The sequence below is a fragment of the Pseudomonas sichuanensis genome (assembly GCF_024749065.1).
GTDB lineage: Bacteria > Pseudomonadota > Gammaproteobacteria > Pseudomonadales > Pseudomonadaceae > Aquipseudomonas > Aquipseudomonas sichuanensis.
Genome location: NZ_CP087185.1, coordinates 2,163,205 through 2,186,622 on the forward strand (window position 1 = coordinate 2,163,205; position 23,418 = coordinate 2,186,622).

The following is a 23,418-nucleotide window of genomic DNA, read 5'->3' on the forward strand; positions in this document are numbered from 1 at the left end:
GGAGCCACGCCACCATGCACAAGGACGCGCTGCAACGCACTTCGCTACTGCTGCTCACCCTCGGCCCGCTGTTGCTGCCCAGTGGCGCCGCCCATGGCACCAGCACCGGCTTCATCCAGGCCCGCCTGGTGATCAGTGCGGCCTGCCAGATCGACAGCGGCCAGCAGCCGGCGTCGCTGGGTAACCCCGGGCTGATCGACTTCGGCGCCCGCGGCCCGACCTGGGACCAGGCGCTGACCAGCCGGGTGGACGAGGCGGGCGGCGAGGGCAGCCTGCAGATCAGTTGCTCGCCGCAGGTGCGTGCCTTCAGCGTGCGGATCAATGGCGGGCTCAATGGCAGCGACGGCGTGCGCCGGCTGAGCAATGGCCGTGAACTGATCCCCTACCAACTGGCGGTCGACCCAAGCGGCAACGGCCGCTATGTGGTCGGGCAGGCCCGTACCTTCACCATCAGCGGCACGCAGCAGGTGCCCGTGCCTATCTACGGCGTGGTGGTCGCGCAACCGCGCGCGCTGCCTGCCGGGCTGTATCGCGACACCCTCAGGGTGACACTGGACTGGTAACACGCAAGGAGACCCTCATGCCCAAGCACATGACCCGCTGCATCCTCGTCGGCCTTGGCCTGGCGCTGACAGCCCAGGCCCAGGCGGCCACGGTTACCGGCACCATCAACTCGACCCTGACGCTGACCGCTGCCTGCCAGGTCAACGGCACCGGCGGCACTTCGGGGCTGAACTTCGGCAACCTCAATTTCGGCACCCAGGATTCGCTGTTCACCACAGCCAACGGGCAAGTGCTCGGTGGCGGCGGTGGCGCCATGAGCATCCTCTGCTCTTCGGGCACCATACCGGTGATCAAGGTGCGCGGCGGCTCCCATGACGGGCAGTCAGCCGGTGGTACCCGCGCGCTGGCCGATGGCTCCGGCAACTTCGTGCCCTATGACTTCTACACCGACGCCGGGCACACGACCCCGCTGGCCATCGACGGCACCATCACCCTGCCGACCAGCACTGGCGTGGCGCAGACCGTCAACCTGTATGGCCAGGCACGCGGCAAGGCGGGCCTGCCGGCTGGGGTATACACCGACACGGTGGCGGTCGAGCTGAGCTTCTGAGCCATGCCAGGCGCATGGCGGCTGCCGGTTGTCGGGCTGGGCCTGCTGCTGGCGCAAGGCGCGCTGGCCGCGACCGGCAGCACCTTTCAGGTGAGCGCGCAGATCGTTGCCGGCTGCCTGGTGGTTGGCGGGGTGACTACCTATGGCGTGCTGGACTTCGGCACCAGTTCGGCATTGTCCACGGCCACCTTGAGCACTTCGCTCGGCGGCACCACGGTGACCTTCCAGTGCACCCCCGGGGTGGCCATGAGCATGAGCCTGGACGGCGGCCAGAACAGCGCCAGCGGCACCCGCAACCTCAAGCGCAGCGGCGGCAGCCAGCTGCTGGCCTACCAGCTGTTCCGCGACGCCGCCTTCAGCCAGAGCCTGGCCATCGGCAGCAGCGTCACCGTGAGCTACAGCGACCCGACGGCGATCAAGTTACCGGTCTACGGCCGTACCACCTTGCCCGGCACCCTGCCGGCGGGGACCTATACCGACGTGGTGCAAGTGACGGTGAGCTGGTGAAGCCGGCGCCGTGAACCATTGGATGCAGAAGGAGAGGGGCATGGGGGCAAGCGCGAAACTGGCGCAAACGCTATTCGGGATGCTGCTGGCCGGTACCCAGGCCATGGCGGCGACGTCGGTGCTGATCTGGCCGATCGACCCGGTGCTGGAGGCCGAGCAGAAGGCTGGCGCGCTGTGGCTGGAAAACCGTGGCACGGCGCCGGCCAGCCTGCAGGTCCGGGTATTCGCCTGGCGCCAGGGGGAGTACCAGGAGCAGTTCCAGGCCCAGCGCGAAATCATCGGCAGCCCGCCGGTGGCCAACATTGCGCCGGGGCAGAAGCAACTGATTCGCCTGACCCGCACCGGCAGTTCGCCGGTCGGCCAGGAGCAGGCCTACCGCATCATCATCGACGAAATCCCGTCGCCGATGCCGGCCGACACCGCCAGCGACGGGCCGAAGGCGGCAATCCGCCTGCAGATGCGCTATTCGGTGCCGTTGTTCGTCTATGGCGAAGGGCTGTGGGGCAAGCCCGACCCGGACGGCAAGCGCAGTGCCGAGGGCGTGGGCAAGCCGCAACTGAGCTGGCGCGCGGTGACGGTGCAGGGCAAGCCCTATGTCGAACTGCGCAACACCGGCCCGGTGCACGCCCGGCTCACCGATGTGGTGTTGCAGCAAGGCGGGCAGGACAAACCCCTGGTCGAGGGGCTGCTGGGGTATGTGCTGCCGGGTGCGAGCATGCGCTGGCCGGTGCCGGCCGCACCCGGTGCGGCCAGTGTGCTCAAGGGGCGGGTCAACGGTCAGGAGGTTGCGCAAGCCATCCGGCAAGGGCAGTGACGCGGCATTGAACGAACGACAGGGGCCAGGGAGGACCCGACAATGGTTGGACATCGTGCGTGAGTTGGGTGCGGGTGGCAGCGCACCGTGTGTGGCTGGGCCTGGCGGTACTGGTGCCCGGTGTGGGCGTGGCCGACGAATTGCCGCCGCCACCCACCGAGCAGGCCGCCATCACCGATGCCACGCTGTACCTCGACCTGTTGGTGAACCAGGTGGGCAAGGCTGAGCTGGTGCCGGTGCAGCAGCGCGCCGGGCGCCTGTACCTGGACAGCGAGGTGTTGCGCGCGGCCGGCATCAAGCTGCCCGGCGAGCCCCAGGGCGAGGTGGCGCTGGACGCCATTGCCGGCTTGCACACCGACTACGACAGCCAGAACCAGCGCCTGCTGCTGCAAGTGCCAGCGGCCTGGCTGCCCGACCAGCAGGTGGGCGGGCGCAGCCTGTACCCGGCCAGCGATACCCGCACCAGCTTCGGTGCCTTGTTCAACTACGACGCCTACCTCAACGACACCGATGACGGTGGCACTTATCTGGCCGCCTGGAACGAGCTGCGCCTGTTCGACGATTGGGGCACGTTGTCCACCACCGGGCAGTGGCGCCAGGCCTTCAACGGTGCGCAAAGCGATACCCGCCAGGGCTTTTTGCGCTACGACACCACCTTCCGTTACACCGACGAGCAGCGGCTGCTGACCTATGAAGCCGGCGACCTGGTCACCGGCGCCTTGCCCTGGAGTACCTCGGTGCGTATCGGTGGCTTGCAGCTGTCCCGCGACTTCGGGGCGCGTCCCGACCTGGTCACCTACCCGCTGCCGGCCTTTGCCGGTGAGGCGGCGGTGCCCACCTCGCTGGACCTGTTCATCAACGGCTACAAGAGCAGTACCACCGAGCTGCAGCCGGGCCCTTACACCCTGACCAATGTGCCGTTCATCAACGGCGCCGGCGAGGCGGTGGTGGTGACCACCGATGCCCTGGGCCGGCAGGTATCGACCACCTTGCCGTTCTATGTCACCAGCAGCCTGTTGGCCAAAGGCCTGACCGATTATTCGGTGGCCGCCGGCAGCCTGCGCCGCGATTACGCCGTCCGCGATTTTGCCTATGGGCCGGGCGTCGCCTCGGCGAGCCTGCGCCATGGCCTGTCTGACTACTTCACCGTCGAGACCCATGCCGAAACCGCCGCGTCGATGATGCTTGGCGGCCTGGGCGGCAACCTGCAACTGGGCACCTTCGGGGTACTCAACGCCGCCGTGGCCCAGAGCCGTTTCGACGGCGACACTGGCCAGCAGGTGGCGCTGGGCTACCAGTACAACAGCCGCCGGCTGGGCTTCAACTACCAGCGCATCGAGCGCCATGGCGACTATGCCGACCTGTCGCTGGTGGACAACCCCTACACCCGGCTGAGCCGACGCAGCGAACAGGCCACCGTGAGCCTCAACCTGGACAGCTACGGCAGCCTGGGCGCCGGCTATTTCGACATACGTGCCGGTGATGGCACGCGCACCCGGCTGATCAACCTGAGCTGGAGCAAGCCGTTGTGGGGTAACAGCAGCCTCTACCTGTCGGCCAACCGCGATGTCGGCGACAGCCAGTGGGCGGTGCAGGCGCAACTGGTGATCCCCTTCGACCTGCACGGCACCCTGGCCTTCAGCGCCGAGCGCAGCAAGGACGGCCAGGACCTGCAACGGGTCAACTACAGCCGCGCGGTGCCGGTGGGCGGTGGCGTCGGCTACAACCTGGGCTATGCCACGGGCGGTACCAGCGGTGACTATCGTCAGGCCGACCTGACTTGGCGGCTGCAGTCGGTGCAGTTGCAGGCCGGGCTGTATGGCAACCCCGAGCAGATGACCCGTTGGGCTGACGCCAGCGGCTCGGTGGTGCTGATGGATGCCGGGCTGTTCGCCGCCAACCGCATCGACGACGCATTCGTGGTGGTCAGCACCAACGGTTATGCCGATGTGCCGGTGCGTTACGAAAACCAGGAAATTGGCCGAACCGACCGCAACGGTCACTTGCTGGTGCCTTACAGCAGCGGCTACTACCGCGGTAAATACGAGATCGACCCGATGGAGCTGCCAGCCGATGTGCTGGCGCCGGAGGTGGAGCAACGCGTGGCGGTGCGCCGCGGCAGCGGCTACCTGCTGGAGTTCCCGCTCAAGCGCGTGCTGGCGGCGAGCCTGGTGCTGGTCGACGGCAACCAGCAGGAACTCAAGCTGGGCAGCCGGGTGTTGCACCGGGAAAGTGGCGCCGAAGCGGTGGTGGGCTGGGATGGCCTGGTGTACCTGGAGAACCTGTCGCCGAGCAATCATCTGCAGGTGAGCAAGGCCGATGGCGGGCAATGCCAGGTCGCGTTCGAACTGCCCGACGGGGAGGGGCCGATCCCGCTGATCGGCCCGCTGGTGTGCCAGTGAGGGCGGCGGCGCGTTGCCTGTGGTTGCTGGCCGGTTGGATGCTGCCGGGCGCGGCCTGGGCCCTGTGCTCCTCGGTGGCGACGGCGCCGGCGGCATTCGGCACGATCAATTCGACCCTGGTGCGCACCACGATACAGAGCGCTTCATCCAGCAACGCTGGGTTGCAGTGCACCGGCTCGTTGCTGTCGCTGCTGGCTACCAACGATCACTTCTATGCCACCATCACCTCCAGCACCAGCGGGCTGGTAGGGCCGACGGGCGACGTGATCCCCTACACGCTGTACGCCAACGCCACCACGAGCTACCCGATCAGCCGTGGTGTGCAGTTCGATTTCGCCCGTAACGGCATCATCGACGCCTTGGGGCTGCTCAATGGCACCACGCCCAAGAGCGTGCCGCTGTACCTCAAGACCGTGATCGGCGCCAACGTGGCGGCAGGCTTGTACCAGGAAACGCTGAACATCGCCTGGAGCTGGAACTACTGCGCGGGCGTCGGCGCCTTGGGCGCCTGTGTGCTGGGGCGGGATATCGGCAGCGGCAACCAGACCCTCACCGTCACCCTCACGGTCAGCAACGACTGCCAGATCACCAGCCCCAACATCAGCTTCGCCAGCGCGCCGGTGGTGGCCGGGTTCGGTACGGTGAACCAGAACATCAGCCTGTCGTGCACCAAGGGCAGCAGCTACACGGTGGGGCTGGATGACGGGCAGAACGTGGCGGGCGGGCGACGGCGGATGAAATCCAGCGCCGGCAACTACCTGGCCTACGACATCTTCAAAAGTGGTGGCAGCGTGCGCTGGGGGGTGCTGTCGTCGGCGCGGCGCTCAAGCAGCGATGCCGATGTGAATCCCGGCAATGGCACCGGCACGGGCAGCCAGACGTTCAACTACAACGCCAAGGTGTATACCGACCAGGCCACGCCGCCGGCGGGGAGCTATCTCGACAATGTGATCCTGGATGTGCAGTTCTAAGCCGGCCGGGGGATCGTGGGAGCGGCGGTGCGCCGCTGCGACTTGCCCCGCGATTGGCGTCAGAATACCTGGCATCGTTGCCTGACCTGGCGCCAATCGCGGGGCAAGCCCGCTCCCACGGTGGTTCAGCGCAGATCGTCGACCATCTTCAGTAGCGTCTCCAGCACCGCGCCCGCCAGTGCCTTCGACCGCTCGCCGGACCAGCCGGTACGCGGATTCGGCGCATCGTCGTGGTCCTTGAACGGCATCTCCAGGGTCAGCGACAGGCAGTCATAGGCTTGGCCCACGGCGTTGCAAGCCAAGGTCATGTTGGCCTGGCCGGGTTCGTCGCGGGTGTAGCCGTACTTGGTTTGGAAGTCTGGCGTCAGGCTGCACAGCGTGCTGCGGAACTGCTCTTCCAGCTTGGCGATACGCGGCGTGTAACCCGGGTTGCCCTCGCAGGCAGCGGTGAATACGTGGGGGATTTCCTCGTCGCCATGGGCATCGACGAAGGCGTCCACGCCATGCAGTTTCATCTGGCTCTGGGCGAAGAACACCTCGGGGCTCAGTTCGACACTGGCGTCCTGCCAGGCGCGGTTGAGGTCTTTGCCCTTGAAGTTGGTGCGCAGGTGGCCGAGGAAGGCGCCGTCCGGGTTCATGTTGGGGATCAGGTACAGGTCGGCCTTGGTCAGCAATTGCTGGATGACTTCATCGTTGGCCTGCAGGCGATCGATCACGCCTTCCATGAACCATTCGGCCATGTGCTCGCCCGGGTGCTGTTGGGCGATGATCCACAGCTTGCGCTTGCCGACGGCGCCGTCGCCTGCACGCAGCAGCGGGATGTCACGGCCCTGCACGCTGCGCCCGTTGGCCAGCAGCGTTACGCCGGGGATCTGCTGGGCACGTTCGATCAGTTGGTTGTGGCGGGCGCGGGTGTAGGGTTCGAAGTAGGCGAACCACACCTGACTTTGCTCGGCCTTCAATTCGAAGCTCAGTGCCTTGCCGTCAAACTGGCTTGGTACGCGGAACCAGGTCTGCTGGTCGTAGGAGGCCACGGCGTGGTAACCGGTCCAGGCATTCTTGTAGGAGGACTCGGCAGCGTTATCCAGGCTGAAGCGATGGACCTGGCCAGGGGTGAGGCCGCTGACCTTGAAGTGGAACCACTGGAAGTGGCCACTGTTGGTGTCCGGGCGAATGTTCAGGCGGACCTGCGCGGGGTTGCTGGCGTCCAGCACCAGGATGTTGCCGGAGTCGAAGTCGCAGTCGATCTGCAGCGGGGACAGCGTCACGGTCATTGCCAGGCTCCTGTCTTGGCGTTGTTGTGACGGTACTGTACACCGCATGGTGGCGGCATTGTGCAGCGAATGCTCTCACGGGCTGAGCGATCCCTTTAGGATCGCGAAGCCTTCAGGCCCACAAACCCAGTGCCACCAGTGCGGCGACACCCAGCCCGACGGCAATCGAACACCCACCCAACGACAATGCGGCGCGCCCTTGCCGATACCAGCCGTCGTCACCCAGTTGGCGTGCCGGCGCGAGCAGGCTGCGCCAGCGCAGTTCGGTTTGCTGGAAGGCGTGCAGATGTTCGGGGGCCGCATCCAGCCAGCGGCGGAAGTCGATGCGTTCGCTGGCGGTCACTTCAGGGCTTTGCAGGCGCACATACCATTGCCCGGCAAGGCTGGCCACGGCATCGCCTTGTGCGCGGGTGGTCTGCAGGGCCTGGTTCATGTGGCGCTCGATGCTGATCAAGGGCAGGTCGAGGCGTTCGGCGATGGCGGCGAAGCCCAGCTGGTCGAGACGGTTGAGCAGAAAGACTTGCTGCACCCGGCGCGGCAGGCGCTTGAGCGCATGCATCAGGTTGTCCTGATCATGCTGCTTGGCGATTTGAGGGTCATGCTCAAGGGGCAGTAGCAAGCGGGTCATGAACAGCTCCTTGCTCATTGGGGGAGGGGGTGGGGGGCATCTTCCTTGACGCGAGATCAGCTTAAGCTTAACGAGATTGATTCTCAAGTGCTGATTCGGCAAAGATTTGTAATGAGCGTTCACGTCCTGACACAGTTTTGCTATCATCGCCGGCATTAACGATCTTCATTAGCCTGAAGAGCCAAAAAAAATGACCCGGCAAAAAGCCGGGTCAAAAACCGTGATTAGCCTGATGAGGAGATAATCTGAGCGTCCGACCTGAGGACGTTGCAGGTTATCCAGCGGGTCTCGCGACCTGCTGAGCGCAATAATAATGGTTATCATTTGCCAGTCAAATGATTTTTCCAGCTATCGGTAAAAAAATCTTCCTGACGCGCTCCTCGTCCCCGGCAATCGGGGCTTTTGCCGTTCGTCGGCTGTCACGTTCTCCCTTCTATATCGCCCCTTGTTCCGTGGTTTTGCGCTGTTCCAGCAGGGCCCGCGCCATGTTGACCATGTGCATCAGGGCAAATACCACATCCCGTGTCGTGCCCTGCAGATGGGCGCCCGTTTCCTGTGCGGTGGCTGCCGCGCAGCGCAGCAGGGCCATGGCGTGTTCGTTTGCTTGCTCGCCGGTGACGCCTTCGCGCAGGGTCCACAGTGGGCGCTGCAGTTCCGACGGGGTAGGGGTGGGGTTGAGGTAGAAGTCGAGGGCGCGGCGGGCGGCCTCTTCGTCGAGATCTGTTTCTTCTTTTTTCGAATTGCTCATGACTGCACCTATGAAATCCGTTCCAGGACAATGAGCGAATGATGTTAGGTCATTCTGTATTATTGATATCTGTTAAGATAATTCAGGATGTGTATTGAAGCCATTCATCCAGTCCGTATCGTTCACAACCATGGAAAACTGGATCGAATTTCTCTCGCGCTACAAGCGCGAGCACAACCTCAAGCAATATCAACTGGCCGAACGCTTAGGGATGACCCAGGGCGGTCTCGGCCATTGGTTGCGTGGCACGCGCCGGCCGACCCTGGAGACCGTCAACGAGAAGCTGGAGCAGCTTGGGCTGGTGTCTCTGGAGGCCAGGGTGATGGTGGTCGAACGGAGTATCACCCGCGAAAGCCGAGGCGTTTATGCGGTGGACCGGCCGTTGCCGGTGAACGCACTGCGCCATGCCAGTTTCCGCTTCCCGGTGTTGAGCTGGGCCGAGCTGCAGGGGCCATTGCCCGAGTCCAGTGAAACCCAGGAACTGACTGGCTATATGCCTGCCGGCAATGCGTTCTGGTTACCGGTGGAGAATGACTCGATGAACGCCACCCGTGGCAGGAGCTTGCCGCAGGGGGTGCTGGTTTTGGTGGATGCCGGGATCGAGGTTGCGCCAGGCAGGCTGGTGGTGGCCCGGCAACCGGGCAAGCCGGCGGTGCTGCGGGAGTTGATCGAGGAGGGCGGGCAGCGGATGCTCAGGCCGCTGAATACCTTGTATCCCACCGTGCTGTGCGAGGAGGGGTGCGAGTTTTTGGGTGTTGTGGTGCGGATGCACGGGGTGCTCTAGGTTTGCTCGGGGACCGCGTTGGGGCTGCGAGGTGCCAGGCGGTAGCCTTGCAGCGCTCTTGAGATCGAGCGCCGCCCGCGCGGCGCATCGCGGGGCAAGCCCGCTCCCACATTTGTTTCGGGCCAATTAGTCCTGTGAAAGTACCGCTGCCCGCCTTGGTGCATGTCTTGAGTCATGTGAAGCAGCGTCAGCGACCACGCCAGAACCGCGTCATACCAACAAGGCGGATCAGGTAGTGGCACAGGAAAGACTGGCCCGAAACAGATGTGGGAGCGGGCTTGCCCCGCGATGCGCCGCGCGGGCGGCGCTCGATCTCATAGGCGCTAAAGCTCTCTCGGCGAGCACATTGCCGCCGTTACGCCCCCTCCAACTCCACCAGCACTGTCCCCTCGCTGACCATATCCCCTTCCTGGCAGAACAACGCCTTCACCGTCCCGCCATGGGGCGCGCGAATGCTGTGCTCCATCTTCATGGCTTCAAGCACCACCAGCGCGGTGCCGGCCTCCACCACCTGCCCCGGCTCGACCAGCACACGCACGATGCTGCCGTTCATTGGCGCACCCAGGCCACCCTGATGACCATGGCTGGCTTCAGCAGCGGCAATCGGGTCATGCACGCTGACCGCATGCAGCTCGCCGTGCCATTGCAGGTACAGGGTGCCGCCCCGGCGCACGGCCAGATGGCGACGACGGATGCCGTCCTGGTCGTGGCACAGCTGTTCGCCAACGAGCTGGTAGGCAGACGGCGCAGTGCGCTCCAGGGTGACCGCCTGCTCATGCCCCTCACACTGCAAATGCAGGCTGCTACGCGCTGGCAGACCCAGGCGCAGCCCCTCGTGGGCGGCCCACGGCGAGGCCGGGTCGTCCTCGCGTTGCAGGGCCGGCGCGCTTTGTAGCCAGGCTTCGGCGGCAGCTTCCCAGAACGGCGCGGGCAGGGCTTCGACCGCTGGCAGCAGGACGTCCTGGTGACGTGGGATAAACCCTGTGTCCAGCTCCGCCGCGGCAAACGCCGGGTGGGCGAGGATGCGGCGCAGGAAGGCGATGTTGGTCTTCAGGCCACCGATGGCGAACTCATCGAGCATCGCCAGCAGCCGCAGGCGCGCTTGCTCGCGGTCCTGGCCCCAGGCAATCAGCTTGCCCAGCATCGGGTCGTAGAACGGCGACACCACATCGCCCTCGCTGACCCCGCTGTCCACCCGCCGCCCTTCACCCGGCGCCGACTCGCGGTACAGCGCCAGGGTGCCGGTGGCCGGCAGGAATTCGTTGGCCGGATCCTCGGCGTACAGCCGCACTTCGATCGCATGGCCGAGCAGCGGTACCTGCTCCTGGGTGATCGGCAGCGCTTCGCCACAGGCGACGCGAATCTGCCAGGCCACCAGATCCAGGCCGGTGATGGCCTCGGTGACCGGGTGCTCCACCTGCAGGCGGGTGTTCATCTCCATGAAGAAGAACTCGCCACGGGCGTCGAGCAGGAACTCCACGGTACCGGCACCCACGTAGCCGATGGCCTGGGCCGCGCGCACCGCCGCCTGGCCCATGGCCTGGCGCAGTTGCGGGGACAGGCCCGGGGCTGGCGCTTCCTCCACGACCTTCTGGTGGCGACGCTGGATCGAGCAGTCGCGCTCGTTCAGGTACAGGCAATTGCCGTGCTGGTCGGCGAACACCTGGATCTCCACGTGGCGCGGCTTGAGCACGTATTTTTCCACCAGCATGCGCGCATCGCCGAACGACGACTGTGCCTCACGCTGGGCCGAGGCCAGGGCGTCGGCCAGCTGGCTTTCCTCCTCGACCACCTTCATGCCCTTGCCACCACCGCCGGCGCTGGCCTTGAGCAGCACCGGATAGCCAATGCGTTCGGCGGCGGCGCGGAAGGTGTCGATATCCTGCGCTTCACCGTGGTAACCCGGTACCAGCGGCACGCCGGCAGCCTCCATCAGCGCCTTGGCCGCCGACTTGCTGCCCATGGCGTCGATGGCGCTGGCCGGTGGGCCGAGGAAGATCAGCCCGGCCTGTTCGATGGCGCGGGCGAAGCCGGCGTTCTCCGATAAAAAACCATAGCCGGGGTGGATGGCCTGGGCGCCGCTGGCCTTGGCCGCGGCGATCAGCTTGTCGATCACCAGGTAGCTGTCGGCGGCCTTGCTGCCGCCCAGGTCGACGCGGATGTCGGCTTCGCGGCTGTGGCGGGCGTCACGGTCGGTGGCGCTGTGCACGGCCACGGTGGTCAGGCCCAGGGCCTTGGCGGTGCGCATCACCCGGCAGGCGATCTCGCCGCGGTTGGCGACCAGCAGGGTGGTCAACGTGGGACGGCTCATGGGCGCGGTTCCTTCTTCTGTTCGGTTTGCCAGGCGGGGCGGCGTTTTTCCAGGAAGGCGCGCAGGCCCTCCTGGCCTTCGGCGCTTACGCGGATACGGGCGATGGTGTTTTCGCAGTAGCGGCGCAGGGCCGGGCTCAGCTCGCCGTCGTCCACTTCGCGCAACAGGTCCTTGGTGGCGCGCAGGGCCTGGGGGCTGTTGTGCAGCAGGTTGTCCACCCAGGCTTCGACCTGGGCGTCCAGTTCGCCGGCCGGGTACACCTCGGCCAGCAGGCCCAATTCACGGGCACGTACACCGCTGAAGCGCTCGGCGGTGAGGGCATAGCGGCGCGCGGCGCGCTCGCCGATGGCCTTGACCACGAACGGGCTGATCACCGCCGGGGCAAGGCCGATGCGCACTTCCGACAGGCACAGCTGCGCGTCTTCGGTGCCGATGGCCATATCGCAGCAACTGATCAAGCCCAGCGCGCCACCAAAGGCCGCGCCTTGCACCACGGCCAGGGTCGGGGCCTTGAGGCGGTGCAGGGCATACATCAGCTCGCCCAGCTCATGGGCGTCATCGAGGTTGGTATTGAAGTCCAGTTGCGCCGACTGCTGCATCCAGGCCAGGTCGGCGCCGGCGCTGAAATGCCGGCCACGGCCACGCAGCAGCAGGAAGCGCAGGCTGCCGTCTTCGGCCAGCCGGTCCAGCGCGACGATCAGCTCGCGGATCATCTGGGCGTTGAAGGCGTTGTTCTTGTCTTCCCGGCTCAGCCACAGGGTGGTGAAGCCGCGGGGGTCGTGTTCCAGCTCGATAGTGGCGAAATCGGTCATGGGTCACATCCGGAAAATGCCGAAGCGGCTCTGTTCGATCGGGGCGTTCAGCGCGGCAGACAGCGCCAGGCCGAGCACGTCGCGGGTCTGCGCCGGGTCGATGACGCCGTCGTCCCACAGCCGGGCGCTGGAGTAGTAGGGGTGCCCCTGGTGCTCGTACTGGTCGAGGATCGGCTGCTTGAGCTTCTTCTCGTCTTCCAGGCTGAACACTTCGCCGCTGCGCTCGCTCTGCTCGCGCTTGACCTGGGCCAGCACGCCGGCCGCCTGTTCGGCACCCATCACGCCGATCCGCGCATTGGGCCACATCCACAAAAAGCGCGGGTCGTAGGCGCGGCCGCACATGCCGTAGTTGCCGGCACCGAAGCTGCCGCCGATGATCACCGTGAACTTCGGCACCTGGGCGCAGGCCACTGCGGTTACCAGTTTGGCGCCGTGCTTGGCGATGCCGCCTTCTTCGTATTTCTTGCCGACCATGAAGCCGGTGATGTTCTGCAGGAACAGCAGCGGGATGCCGCGCTGGCAGGCCAGCTCGATGAAGTGCGCGCCTTTTTGCGCGGCTTCGGCGAACAGGATGCCGTTGTTGGCCAGGATCGCCACCGGGTAGCCGTGCAGGTGGGCAAAACCACAGACCAGGGTGGTGCCGAACAGCGCCTTGAACTCATCGAACACCGAACCATCGACCAGGCGCGCAATCACCTCGCGCACATCGAATGGTTGCTTGGCATCGGCCGGTACCACGCCATACAACTCTTCGGCGCCATACAGCGGTGCAATCGGTGCCTGGCATTGCAGCTTGCCGAGCTTGTGCCAGTTGAGGTTGGCCACGCTGCGCCGGGCGATGGCCAGGGCGTGTTCATCGTTGTCGGCATAGTGGTCGGCCACGCCGCTGGTGCGACAGTGCACGTCGGCGCCGCCGAGGTCCTCGGCGCTGACCACCTCACCGGTCGCCGCTTTCACCAAGGGCGGGCCGGCCAGGAAGATGGTCGCCTGCTGGCGCACCATGATCGCCTCGTCGGCCATGGCCGGCACATAGGCGCCACCGGCGGTGCACGAGCCCATCACCACGGCGATCTGCGGGATGCCCAGCGCGCTCATGTTGGCCTGGTTGAAGAAGATCCGCCCGAAGTGCTCGCGGTCGGGGAACACTTCGTCCTGGCGTGGCAGGTTGGCGCCGCCGGAGTCCACCAGGTAGATGCACGGCAGGCGGTTCTGCAGGGCGATGGTCTGGGCGCGCAGGTGCTTCTTCACCGTCAGCGGGTAGTAGGAGCCGCCTTTGACCGTGGCGTCGTTGGCCACGATCATGCACTCCACGCCCTCGACGCGGCCGATACCGGCGATCACGCCAGCGGCGGGTACGTCCTCGCCGTACACCTCATGGGCGGCCAGCTGGCCAATCTCGAGGAACGCCGAACCCGGGTCGAGCAGGCGGTCGATCCGCTCGCGCGGCAGCAGCTTGCCCCGTGAGGTATGCCGCTGCTGGGCCTTGGGCCCGCCGCCTTGACTGACTTGGGCGAGCAGGCCGCGCAGGGCCTGGACCTGCGCCGCCATGGCGGCCCGGCTCTGCGCGAACTCTGGTGACTTAACGTTCAACTGTGACTTCAGGATCATCATGACTCCTCGCGCAGAATCAAGCTTCAAGCTTCAAGCTGCAAGATGGTTCAGTGTTGTGGCTACAAGCGTGCAGGGCTGTTACTTGCCGCTTGTAGCTTGCTGCTTGAAGCTTCTTCAGCGGGTTTCGTTGAACAGTTCGCGACCGATCAGCATCCGGCGGATCTCGCTGGTGCCGGCGCCGATTTCGTACAGCTTGGCATCGCGCAACAGGCGGCCGGCCGGGAACTCATTGATGTAGCCGTTGCCGCCGAGGATCTGGATCGCCTCCAGGGCCATCTGCGTGGCGCGCTCGGCGGTGTACAGGATCACCCCGGCGGCGTCCTTGCGAGTGGTCTCGCCGCGGTCGCATGCCTGGGCCACGGCGTACAGGTAGGCGCGGCTGGCGTTGAGCTGGGTGTACATGTCGGCGATCTTGCCCTGGATCAGCTGGAACTCGCCGATGCTCTGGCCGAACTGCTTGCGGTCGTGAATGTAGGGCACCACCAGGTCCATGCAGCTCTGCATGATGCCGGTCGGGCCGCCCGAGAGCACCACGCGCTCGTAGTCCAGGCCGCTCATCAGCACCCGCACGCCGCCGTTGAGCTGGCCGAGGATGTTCTCTTCCGGTACTTCCACGTCATCGAAGAACAGTTCGCAGGTGTTGGAGCCGCGCATGCCCAGCTTGTCGAACTTGTTGCTGCGGCTGAAACCCTTCCAGTCGCGCTCGACGATGAACGCGGTGATGCCGTGGGGGCCCTTGTCCAGGTCGGTCTTGGCGTAGATCACATAGGTGTTGGCGTCGGGGCCGTTGGTGATCCAGGTCTTGCTGCCGTTGAGCACATAGCGGTCGCCGCGTTTTTCGGCGCGCAGCTTCATCGACACCACGTCGGAGCCGGCGTTGGGTTCGCTCATGGCCAGGGCGCCGATGTGCTCGCCGCTGATCAGCTTGGGCAGGTACTTGAGTTTCTGCTCGTGGGTGCCGTTGCGGTTGATCTGGTTGACGCACAGGTTGGAGTGGGCGCCGTAGGACAGGGCCACCGAGGCCGACCCGCGGCTGATCTCTTCCATCGATACCACGTGGGCCAGGTAGCCCAGGCCGGCGCCGCCGTACTCCTCCGAAACCGTGATGCCCAACAGGCCCATGTCGCCGAACTTGCGCCACATGTCGGCGGGGAACAGGTTGTCGTGGTCGATCTGTGCGGCGCGCGGGGCCAGCTCGGCGGCGACGAAGGTGCGCACCTGGTCGCGGAGCATGTCGATGGTTTCGCCCAGGGCGAAGTTGAGGGTGGGGTAATGCATGTGGGCACCTTCTTGTTCTTGATATTCGGGTACCACGGCGACCTTGTGGAAACGGGGTTGTGGGAGCGGCGGTGCGCCGATGCGACTTGCCCCGCGATGCCCGTCAGAACGGCCAGCTGTGTTGCCTGGTCCGGCCTCATCGCGGGGCAAGCCCGCTCCCACAACCTCGTTCCCGTCCGGCCGCCGTGATGCGTGGTTGACGTTAACGTAAACCTGCCTTCCGGCACTGTCAATCAGATCATCACCTTTACGTAAACGTAAATCTGCGCCAGAGTAATTGCCGCCTGCTTCAGTCATGCCCAGAACAACCACAAGAAGGGACAACCATGCCTCAACCAAGCTATACCCGCGGCCGCCAGGACCATCCTTTACTGACCCTGACCATCGGCCAGGCCTTCGACGCCACCGTGGCCCGCCATGCCGAGCGCGAGGCGCTGGTGGTGCGGCACCAGGGCCTGCGCTACAGCTGGCGCGAACTGGCCGTACAGGTCGAGCTGCACGCCCGGGCGCTGATGGCGCTGGGCGTGGCCGGCGGCGAGCGGGTGGGCATCTGGGCACCCAACTGCGCCCAGTGGTGCATCCTGCAGCTGGCCACGGCCAAGGTTGGCGCGATCCTGGTCAACATCAACCCGGCCTATCGGGTGGGCGAGCTTGAGTATGTGCTACGCCAGTCTGGCTGCCGTTGGCTGGTGTGCGCCGATGCGTTCAAGACCTCCGACTACCACGCCATGGTGCAGGCGCTGGTGCCGCAGCTGGCCGAGCATCCCGTCGGCCAGTTGAGCAGCGAACGACTGCCCGACCTGCGCGGGGTGATCAGCCTGGCCGCCGAGCCGCCCGCAGGCTTCCTGCCCTGGGCTGCGCTGGCTGGGCGGGCAGGGGAGACCGACCCCGCCACCTTCGAGCAGCGACAAAACAGCCTGCAGTTCGACCAGCCAGTGAACATCCAGTACACCTCCGGCACCACCGGCGCGCCCAAAGGCGCGACCCTGAGCCACTACAACATCCTCAACAACGGCTACATGGTCGGCGAAAGCCTTGGCCTTACCGAACACGACCGCATGGTGATCCCGGTGCCGCTGTACCACTGCTTCGGCATGGTCATGGCCAACCTCGGTTGCATCACTCACGGCAGCACCATGGTCTACCCCAACGACGCCTTCGACGCCGAGCTCACCCTGCGCGCCGTGGCCGAAGAGCGCGCCAGCATCCTCTATGGCGTGCCGACCATGTTCATCGCCATGCTCGACCATCCGTCGCGCCCGCAGCTGGACCTCTCGACCCTGCGCAGCGGCATCATGGCCGGCGCCACCTGCCCGATCGAGGTGATGCGCAAGGTCATCGAGCAGATGCACATGGCCGAGGTGCAGATCGCCTACGGCATGACCGAAACCAGCCCGGTGTCGCTGCAGACCGGCCCGGATGATGAGCTGGAGCTGCGCGTGACCACGGTCGGCCGCACCCAGCCGCAGCTGGAAACCAAGCTGGTGGACGCCGACGGTTGCATCGTCCCGCGTGGCGAGATCGGTGAACTGTGCACCCGCGGCTACAGCGTGATGCTTGGCTACTGGGACAACCTGCAGGCCACCCATGACGCCATCGATCCGGCCCGCTGGATGCGCACCGGCGATCTGGCAGTGATGGACGAGCAGGGTTACGTGCGCATCGTCGGGCGCAACAAGGACATGATCATTCGCGGCGGCGAGAACATCTATCCGCGTGAGCTGGAGGAGTTCTTCCATACCCACCCAGCGGTAGCCGAGGCGCAGGTGGTGGGGATTCCGTGCAGCAAATATGGCGAGGAGGTGGTGGCCTGGGTTCGCCTGCACCCTGGGCACAGCGCCACGGCTGATGAATTGCAGCAGTGGTGCAAGGCGCGGCTGGCGCATTTCAAGGCGCCACGGCATTTCCGCTTCGTCGATGAGTTCCCGATGACGGTGACGGGGAAGGTGCAGAAGTTCAGGATGCGCGAGATCAGTGTCGAGGAGCTAGGCGCCGCGGCTGGGCATCAATCGCCTGGCGCACCAGCTTGAGCAATTGATCGAAGGTGACGTCGACGGAAATCTCCGTTTCGATCAGGATGTGCAGCTCTTCCTCGATCCGTGCCTGCAACTCGACCATGTCGAAGCTGTCGGCGCCCAGTTCGCCCATGCCATAGCCAGCCCTGAGCGCCTTGTGCCTGCCATTGAGTTCAAGGAAGTCGTCGATGATCCACAGCAGGATCGAGGTGACACGGTCGTCGGCGGGCATGAGGGCGGCTGGCGTCAGGGGGTGAGTGCTCTGTTTAACCAGCTTCGCCCGCCTGCGCTACTGGCAAAAATATCAGGTGCCCCGCCAGCCTCACCCCCAGCCTTGTCTATCCTCAAGCTCTCACCGGCGGCTCCTCGCTCGGCGGGTCGCCCACTGTGGGCGGCACGCTCGGCTTGATCGGCGCTTCGTCCGGATCTTCCTCGGGCACCGGCGGCGGTAATGTCGGGTCGTCGATGTTCGGGTCGGGTGTCTCCGGTGGAATGGGAATACTCATGGGCCTGACCTCGCGGGATGAATGAAGAGGTGTCGCAGGCTTCGACCCACGCCTGGCACCATTCGCTCAATTTTATTGAACCCCACCCTCGGGCACGGCTCTGAACCCTTACCGCCACAATCCCCACGGAGCGAGTGCGATGACAGGTAGTGAGCCCTTCGAAAGCGTACCCATGGCAGGTGACCACCCGGACCAGGCCATCAGCCTTTCCCAGGCGTTGCTGGCGCCACGCATCGTGATTGAGGACGCGACGCCCGTGATAGACGGCGGTACCTTTGCCGCCAAGGCAGTGCGCGGGCACAAGGTCGACGTCAGCGCCAAGGTGTACGCCGACGGCCACGACCGCCTGGCGGTGATGCTGTACTGGCGCCAGGCCCACAGCCGTCGCTGGCACGGTGTGGCCATGCACTCGCCGGGCAACGACCTGTGGCTGGCCGACTTCACACCCGGCGAGCTGGGCCTGCACCTGTTCAGCATCGAAGCCTGGATCGACCCGTTCGCCACCTATTGCCACGACCTGGAGAAGAAGTACGCCGCAGGCCAGGACGTACAGCTAGAACTGCAAGAGGGCCGTGTGCTGCTGGGGCAGGGCATCCAGCGCAGCGAAGGCCTGTTGCGCGAGCAGTTGCAAGCCTTGCAGCAGCGCCTGCCGGAGTTGTCGGTGGATGACCAGGTGGCGCAGCTGCTGCACCCCGATGTCACCCGGTTGATGAGCGAGACCGAGCACCTCAGCTACCTCACCCGCAGCCCCGAGTTCCCCCTGGACGTGGACCGCGAAGCCGCGTTGTTCGCCAGCTGGTACGAGCTGTTCCCACGTTCGGTCACCGACGACCCCGAGCGCCACGGCACCTTCAACGACGTGCACCAGCGCCTGCCGATGATCCGCGACATGGGCTTCGACGTGCTGTACTTCCCGCCCATTCACCCCATCGGCCTGCAACACCGCAAGGGCCGCAACAACGCTTTGCAGGCCGAGCCCGGCGACCCCGGCAGCCCCTACGCCATCGGCAGCCCCGAAGGCGGCCACGATGCCATCCACCCGCAATTGGGCAGCCGTGATGACTTCCGCCGGTTGGTGGCGGCTGCCGCCGAACACGGCCTGGAGATCGCCCTGGACTTCGCCATCCAGTGCTCCCAGGACCACCCCTGGTTGAAGGAGCACCCCGGATGGTTCAGCTGGCGCCCCGACGGCACCATCCGCTATGCCGAGAACCCGCCGAAAAAGTACCAGGACATCGTCAACGTCGATTTCTACGCCGCCGAGGCGGTGCCCAGCCTGTGGCTGGCCCTGCGCGACGTGGTGGTCGGCTGGGTCGAGGAGGGGGTCAAGACCTTCCGCGTCGACAACCCGCACACCAAGCCGCTGCCGTTCTGGCAATGGCTGATCGCCAATGTGCGCAGCCAGCACCCCGAGGTGATCTTCCTCGCCGAAGCCTTCACCCGCCCGGCGATGATGGCGCGGCTGGGCAAGGTGGGGTACGCCCAGAGCTACACCTACTTCACCTGGCGCAACAGCAAGCAAGAGCTGCGCGAGTACTTCGAAGAACTCAACCAGCCGCCGTGGAGCTTGTGTTATCGGCCGAACTTCTTCGTCAACACGCCGGACATCAACCCGTTCTTCCTGCACACCTCTGGCCGGGCAGGCTTTCTGATCCGCGCTGCGCTGGCGACCATGGGCTCAGGGCTGTGGGGCATGTATTCGGGTTTCGAACTGTGCGAAGGCACGCCGCTGCCCGGCAAGGAGGAGTACCTGGACTCGGAGAAGTACCAGATCCGCCCGCGCGACTTCAACCAGCCCGGCAATATCGTCGCCGAAATCGCCCAGCTCAACCGCATCCGCCGGCACAACCGGGCCCTGCAGACCCACCTGGGCGTGCTCTTCCTCAACTGCTGGAACGAGCAGATCCTGTTCTTCGCCAAGCGCACCGCCGAGCGTGACAACTACATCCTCGTCGCCATCAGCCTCGACCCGCACAACGCCCAGGAAGCCAGCTTCGAGCTGCCACTGTGGGAGCTGGGCCTGGATGACAACGCCGACACCCAGGGCGAGGACCTGATGACCGGCCACCGCTGGACCTGGCACGGCAAGACCCAGTGGATGCGCATAGAGCCCTGGCACCAGCCGTTCGGCATCTGGCGCATTGAACGGATGGGGTAAGCGATTTTGTGGGAGCGGGTTTACCCGCGAACACCGGCAACGCCGGTGCCACACACCGCGGAGTCTGTTTCGCGGGTAAACCCGCTCCCACAGGGGGCGCGTCAAACCGAGAACCGAAAGGAGTCGCACATGGCCAAGCGTTCCCGCCCGGCAGCCTTCATCGACGATCCCCTCTGGTACAAGGACGCGGTGATCTACCAGCTGCACGTGAAATCGTTCTTCGACGCGAACAACGACGGCATCGGCGATTTCGCCGGCTTGATCAGCAAGCTCGACTACATCGCCGAACTTGGCGTCAACACCCTCTGGCTGCTGCCGTTCTACCCCTCGCCACGGCGCGACGACGGCTACGACATCGGCGAATACAAAGCTGTGCACCCGGACTACGGCGGCATGGCCGACGCCAAACGTTTCATCGCCGAGGCCCACAAGCGCGGCCTGCGGGTGATCACCGAACTGGTCATCAACCACACCTCCGACCAGCACCCCTGGTTCCAGCGCGCCCGCCACGCCAAGCGCGGCAGCAAGGCTCGGGATTTCTACGTGTGGTCGGACGATGACCAGAAGTACGACGGCACCCGGATCATCTTCCTCGACACCGAAAAGTCCAACTGGACCTGGGACCCAGTGGCCGGCCAGTACTTCTGGCACCGCTTCTACTCGCATCAGCCGGACCTGAACTTTGACAACCCGCAGGTGCTCAAGGCCGTGATCGGGGTGATGCGCTTCTGGCTCGACATCGGCGTCGATGGCCTGCGCCTGGACGCCATCCCCTACCTGATCGAGCGCGACGGCACCAACAACGAGAACCTGCCTGAGACCCATACAGTGCTCAAGGCGATCCGCGCCGAGATCGACGCCAACTACCCCGACCGCATGCTGCTGGCCGAGGCCAACCAGTGGCCGGAGGACACCCGGCCGTACTTCGGCGAAGGTGAAGGCGACGAATGCCACATGGCCTTCCACTTCCCGCTGATGCCGCGCATGTACATGGCCCTGGCCATGGAAGACCGCTTCCCGATCACCGATATCCTGCGCCAGACCCCAGAGATCCCTGCCAACTGCCAATGGGCGATCTTCCTGCGCAACCACGATGAGCTGACCCTGGAGATGGTCACCGACCGCGAGCGCGACTACCTGTGGAACTACTACGCCGAAGACCGTCGCGCGCGCATCAACCTAGGCATCCGCCGACGCCTGGCGCCCTTGCTGCAGCGCGACCGGCGGCGCATCGAGCTGCTGACCAGCCTGCTGCTGTCGATGCCCGGCACGCCCACGCTGTACTACGGCGACGAACTGGGCATGGGCGACAACATCTACCTGGGCGACCGCGACGGCGTGCGCACCCCCATGCAGTGGTCGCCGGACCGTAACGGCGGTTTCTCCAAGGCCGAGCCGCAGCGCCTGGTGCTGCCCCCGATCATGGACCCGCTGTACGGCTACCAGACCATCAACGTCGAGGCCCAGGCCCACGACCCGCACTCGCTGCTCAACTGGAACCGCCGCCTGCTGTCGGTGCGCAACCAGCAGAAGGCCTTTGGCCGTGGCACCTTGAAAATGCTCACCCCGAGCAACCGGCGCATCCTCGCCTATATCCGCGAGTACACCGATGCCGAGGGCAACAGTGAAGTGGTGCTGTGCGTGGCCAACGTTTCACGCGCCGCCCAGGCCGCGGAGCTGGAGCTTTCGCAGTACGCCGAACGGGTGCCGGTGGAGATGCTCGGTGGCAGCGCGTTCCCGCCCATCGGCCAGTTGCCGTTCCTGCTTACCCTGGCGCCATACGGCTTCTACTGGTTCCTGCTGGCCGCCCACGACCGCATGCCCAGTTGGCATGTGCAGCCCACCGAAGGCCTGCCCGAGCTGACCACCCTGGTGCTGCGCAAGCGCATGGAAGAGCTGCTCGAAGCACCGTCCCGGGGCGCCCTGGAAAGCGCGATCCTGCCCCAGTACCTGCCCAAGCGGCGCTGGTTCGCCGGCAAGGAAGGGCCGATCGACCAGGTGCACCTGCGGTACGGCGTACGCTTCGCCACCGCGACCTTGCCGGCATTGCTCGGCGAGCTGGAGGTGCACAGCAACGGGGTGGTGACCCACTACCAACTGCCGTTCGGGTTGTTGCCGGAGGAGCAGATCAACGCCGCGCTGCCCCAGCAACTGGCGCTGTCGCGGGTGCGCCGTGGTCGTCAGGTGGGGCTTATCACCGATGCCTTCGTCCTCGAGCCCTTCATCCGTGCGCTGCTGCGCGGTTGCCAGGACGGCCTGCGCCTGCCCTGTGGCAACGGCATGGGCGAACTGCGCTTCCAGTGCACCAAGCAGCTGGCGGCGCTGGCGCTCGATGAGCAGAGCGAGGTGCGCTACCTGGGCGCGGAGCAGTCCAACAGCTCGGTGGTGGTGGGCGGCAGCCTGGTGCTCAAGCTGATCCGCCGGGTCAACCCGGGGATCCACCCGGAGCTGGAGATGAGCGCCTACCTCACTGCTGCCGGTTTCGCCAATATTTCACCCTTGCTGGCCTGGGTCAGCCGCGTCGACGATAGCGATCAATCAACCCTGCTGATGATCGCCCAGGGCTACCTGAGCAACCAGGGCGATGCCTGGGACTGGACCCAGAACACCCTGGAACGGGCGATCCGCGACGAGATGGAACCGACCCGCAACGAGCAGGAAGCGCACACCGACGCCCTGGCCGAACTCACCGGCTTCGCCGCCTTGCTGGGCCAGCGCCTGGGCGAGATGCACCTGCTGCTGGCGGCGCCCACCGGTGATCAAGCGTTCCAGCCGCGGCCGAGCGATGCCCGCGACAGCGAGCGCTGGAGCCGGCAGATCAGCACCGAGCTCGAGCATGCCCTGGACCTGCTGGCCCAGCACCGCAACAGCCTGGACGGTGACAGCCAGGCTCTGGTCGACGACCTGCAGCAACAACGCCAAGGCTTGCGCCAGCACATCGACAACCTGGCCCGCCAGGCCCAAGGCGGCTTGTTGATGCGTGTGCACGGCGACCTGCACCTGGGCCAGGTGCTGGTGGTGCAGGGCGATGCCTACCTGATCGATTTCGAGGGCGAACCGGCGCGTCCGCTGGACGAGCGCCGGGCCAGACACAGCCCATACAAGGATGTCAGCGGCGTATTGCGATCCTTCGACTATGCTGCTGCCATGATCCTGCGCAGCGCCTCGGCGGTAGACCTCTCCGACGCGGCGCGCCAGGCCCGTCAGCGGGTTGCCCGGCAGTACCTGCACCAGTCGCGTCACGCCTTCGTCGAAGCCTATGGCCTGGCCACCGCCGCCATGCCCCATGCCTGGCAGCAGGCCGAGGGCGAGCGCGCCGCACTGGAACTGTTCTGCCTGGAAAAAGCCGCCTATGAAATCAGCTACGAAGCCGAGAACCGGCCGAGCTGGCTGGCCGTGCCTTTGCATGGCCTGCATGGGTTGATCAGCACCTGGGGGGAGTCATGAGTTTCGTAGTTTCGTGGGAGCGGCGGTGCGCCGATGCG

Annotated in this window: 19 protein-coding genes; 10 read left to right on the top strand and 9 right to left on the bottom strand. The window is 65.5% G+C overall.

Annotated elements, in window-relative coordinates; translation table 11 throughout:
* Window positions 1-29: 29 nt before the first annotated feature.
* The 6 genes from LOY51_RS10105 (at window position 30) to LOY51_RS10130 (ending at window position 5,808) form a co-directional block, all read left to right on the top strand.
* Window positions 30-563 carry a Csu type fimbrial protein gene (locus tag LOY51_RS10105; protein ID WP_125466171.1) on the top strand — a complete coding sequence of 178 codons (534 nt, stop codon included), beginning with the start codon at window positions 30-32 and terminating at the stop codon, window positions 561-563.
* 17 nt (window positions 564-580) lie between these two features.
* A complete protein-coding gene (locus tag LOY51_RS10110; RefSeq protein WP_125858155.1) occupies window positions 581-1,114 on the top strand; it encodes a Csu type fimbrial protein in 534 nt (177 codons plus the stop codon).
* Between the two features lie 3 nt (window positions 1,115-1,117).
* Entirely contained in the window at window positions 1,118-1,621 is a 504-nt protein-coding gene (locus LOY51_RS10115) for a Csu type fimbrial protein (protein WP_125858156.1), read from the top strand.
* 40 nt (window positions 1,622-1,661) lie between these two features.
* Window positions 1,662-2,435: a fimbrial biogenesis chaperone gene (locus LOY51_RS10120; RefSeq protein ID WP_190306047.1), complete on the top strand. Its 774-nt coding sequence runs from the start codon at window positions 1,662-1,664 to the stop codon at window positions 2,433-2,435.
* Between the two features lie 74 nt (window positions 2,436-2,509).
* Complete coding sequence (locus tag LOY51_RS10125) at window positions 2,510-4,837, top strand: fimbria/pilus outer membrane usher protein (protein WP_374046946.1); 2,328 nt, start codon at window positions 2,510-2,512, stop codon at window positions 4,835-4,837.
* Between the two features lie 38 nt (window positions 4,838-4,875).
* On the top strand, window positions 4,876-5,808 hold the full coding sequence (locus tag LOY51_RS10130) for a Csu type fimbrial protein (RefSeq protein WP_125861279.1): 933 nt from the start codon (window positions 4,876-4,878) through the stop codon (window positions 5,806-5,808).
* 125 nt (window positions 5,809-5,933) lie between these two features.
* Here the strand turns inward: LOY51_RS10130 and LOY51_RS10135 are convergent, their stop codons facing one another.
* The 3 genes from LOY51_RS10135 to LOY51_RS10145 all read right to left on the bottom strand — a co-directional run bounded on the left by LOY51_RS10135 (window position 5,934) and on the right by LOY51_RS10145 (window position 8,458).
* The gene (locus LOY51_RS10135; RefSeq protein WP_258646017.1) at window positions 5,934-7,082 is read right to left on the bottom strand and encodes a M14 family metallopeptidase; all 1,149 of its coding nucleotides are present in this window, start codon (window positions 7,080-7,082) and stop codon (window positions 5,934-5,936) included.
* Between the two features lie 112 nt (window positions 7,083-7,194).
* The gene (locus LOY51_RS10140) at window positions 7,195-7,710 is read right to left on the bottom strand and encodes a DUF4880 domain-containing protein (protein WP_258646019.1); all 516 of its coding nucleotides are present in this window, start codon (window positions 7,708-7,710) and stop codon (window positions 7,195-7,197) included.
* Between the two features lie 433 nt (window positions 7,711-8,143).
* Window positions 8,144-8,458, bottom strand: coding sequence for a DUF6124 family protein (locus tag LOY51_RS10145; protein ID WP_125463519.1), 315 nt, complete (start codon window positions 8,456-8,458; stop codon window positions 8,144-8,146).
* Between the two features lie 130 nt (window positions 8,459-8,588).
* Between LOY51_RS10145 and LOY51_RS10150 the strand changes: the two genes are divergently transcribed.
* Window positions 8,589-9,242 (top strand): LexA family protein, encoded by a 654-nt coding sequence (locus tag LOY51_RS10150; RefSeq protein WP_258646022.1) that lies wholly within the window; start codon window positions 8,589-8,591, stop codon window positions 9,240-9,242.
* Window positions 9,243-9,597: 355 nt separating this feature from the next.
* On the opposite strand, the gene LOY51_RS10155 is transcribed toward LOY51_RS10150, so the two are convergent.
* From LOY51_RS10155 to LOY51_RS10170, 4 genes are all read right to left on the bottom strand, one after another.
* The gene (locus LOY51_RS10155) at window positions 9,598-11,553 is read right to left on the bottom strand and encodes an acetyl/propionyl/methylcrotonyl-CoA carboxylase subunit alpha (RefSeq protein ID WP_258646025.1); all 1,956 of its coding nucleotides are present in this window, start codon (window positions 11,551-11,553) and stop codon (window positions 9,598-9,600) included.
* Complete coding sequence (locus tag LOY51_RS10160; RefSeq protein WP_125858160.1) at window positions 11,550-12,365, bottom strand: gamma-carboxygeranoyl-CoA hydratase; 816 nt, start codon at window positions 12,363-12,365, stop codon at window positions 11,550-11,552. The genes LOY51_RS10155 and LOY51_RS10160 overlap by 4 nt, the downstream gene beginning before the upstream one ends.
* Before the next feature lie 3 nt (window positions 12,366-12,368).
* The gene (locus LOY51_RS10165) at window positions 12,369-13,976 is read right to left on the bottom strand and encodes a carboxyl transferase domain-containing protein (protein ID WP_125463523.1); all 1,608 of its coding nucleotides are present in this window, start codon (window positions 13,974-13,976) and stop codon (window positions 12,369-12,371) included.
* 114 nt (window positions 13,977-14,090) lie between these two features.
* Entirely contained in the window at window positions 14,091-15,254 is a 1,164-nt protein-coding gene (locus tag LOY51_RS10170; protein ID WP_258646028.1) for an isovaleryl-CoA dehydrogenase, read from the bottom strand.
* Window positions 15,255-15,580: 326 nt separating this feature from the next.
* Here LOY51_RS10170 and LOY51_RS10175 point away from each other — a divergent pair, with 326 nt between their 5' ends.
* A complete protein-coding gene (locus LOY51_RS10175) occupies window positions 15,581-17,284 on the top strand; it encodes an AMP-binding protein (RefSeq protein WP_258646030.1) in 1,704 nt (567 codons plus the stop codon).
* On the opposite strand, the gene LOY51_RS10180 is transcribed toward LOY51_RS10175, so the two are convergent.
* Both LOY51_RS10180 and LOY51_RS10185 read right to left on the bottom strand, forming a co-directional pair.
* Window positions 17,226-17,501: an acyl carrier protein gene (locus LOY51_RS10180; RefSeq protein ID WP_125858163.1), complete on the bottom strand. Its 276-nt coding sequence runs from the start codon at window positions 17,499-17,501 to the stop codon at window positions 17,226-17,228. The two genes, LOY51_RS10175 and LOY51_RS10180, sit on opposite strands and share 59 nt — an antisense overlap.
* Before the next feature lie 112 nt (window positions 17,502-17,613).
* Window positions 17,614-17,775, bottom strand: coding sequence for a hypothetical protein (locus tag LOY51_RS10185; RefSeq protein ID WP_258646033.1), 162 nt, complete (start codon window positions 17,773-17,775; stop codon window positions 17,614-17,616).
* A 139-nt stretch (window positions 17,776-17,914) separates the two neighbouring features.
* On the opposite strand from LOY51_RS10185, the gene LOY51_RS10190 reads away from it, so the two are divergent.
* A complete protein-coding gene (locus LOY51_RS10190; protein ID WP_258646037.1) occupies window positions 17,915-19,933 on the top strand; it encodes an alpha-1,4-glucan--maltose-1-phosphate maltosyltransferase in 2,019 nt (672 codons plus the stop codon).
* A gap of 129 nt (window positions 19,934-20,062) precedes the next feature.
* Entirely contained in the window at window positions 20,063-23,380 is a 3,318-nt protein-coding gene (treS, locus tag LOY51_RS10195) for a maltose alpha-D-glucosyltransferase (RefSeq protein WP_258646043.1), read from the top strand.
* Window positions 23,381-23,418 lie beyond the last annotated feature (38 nt).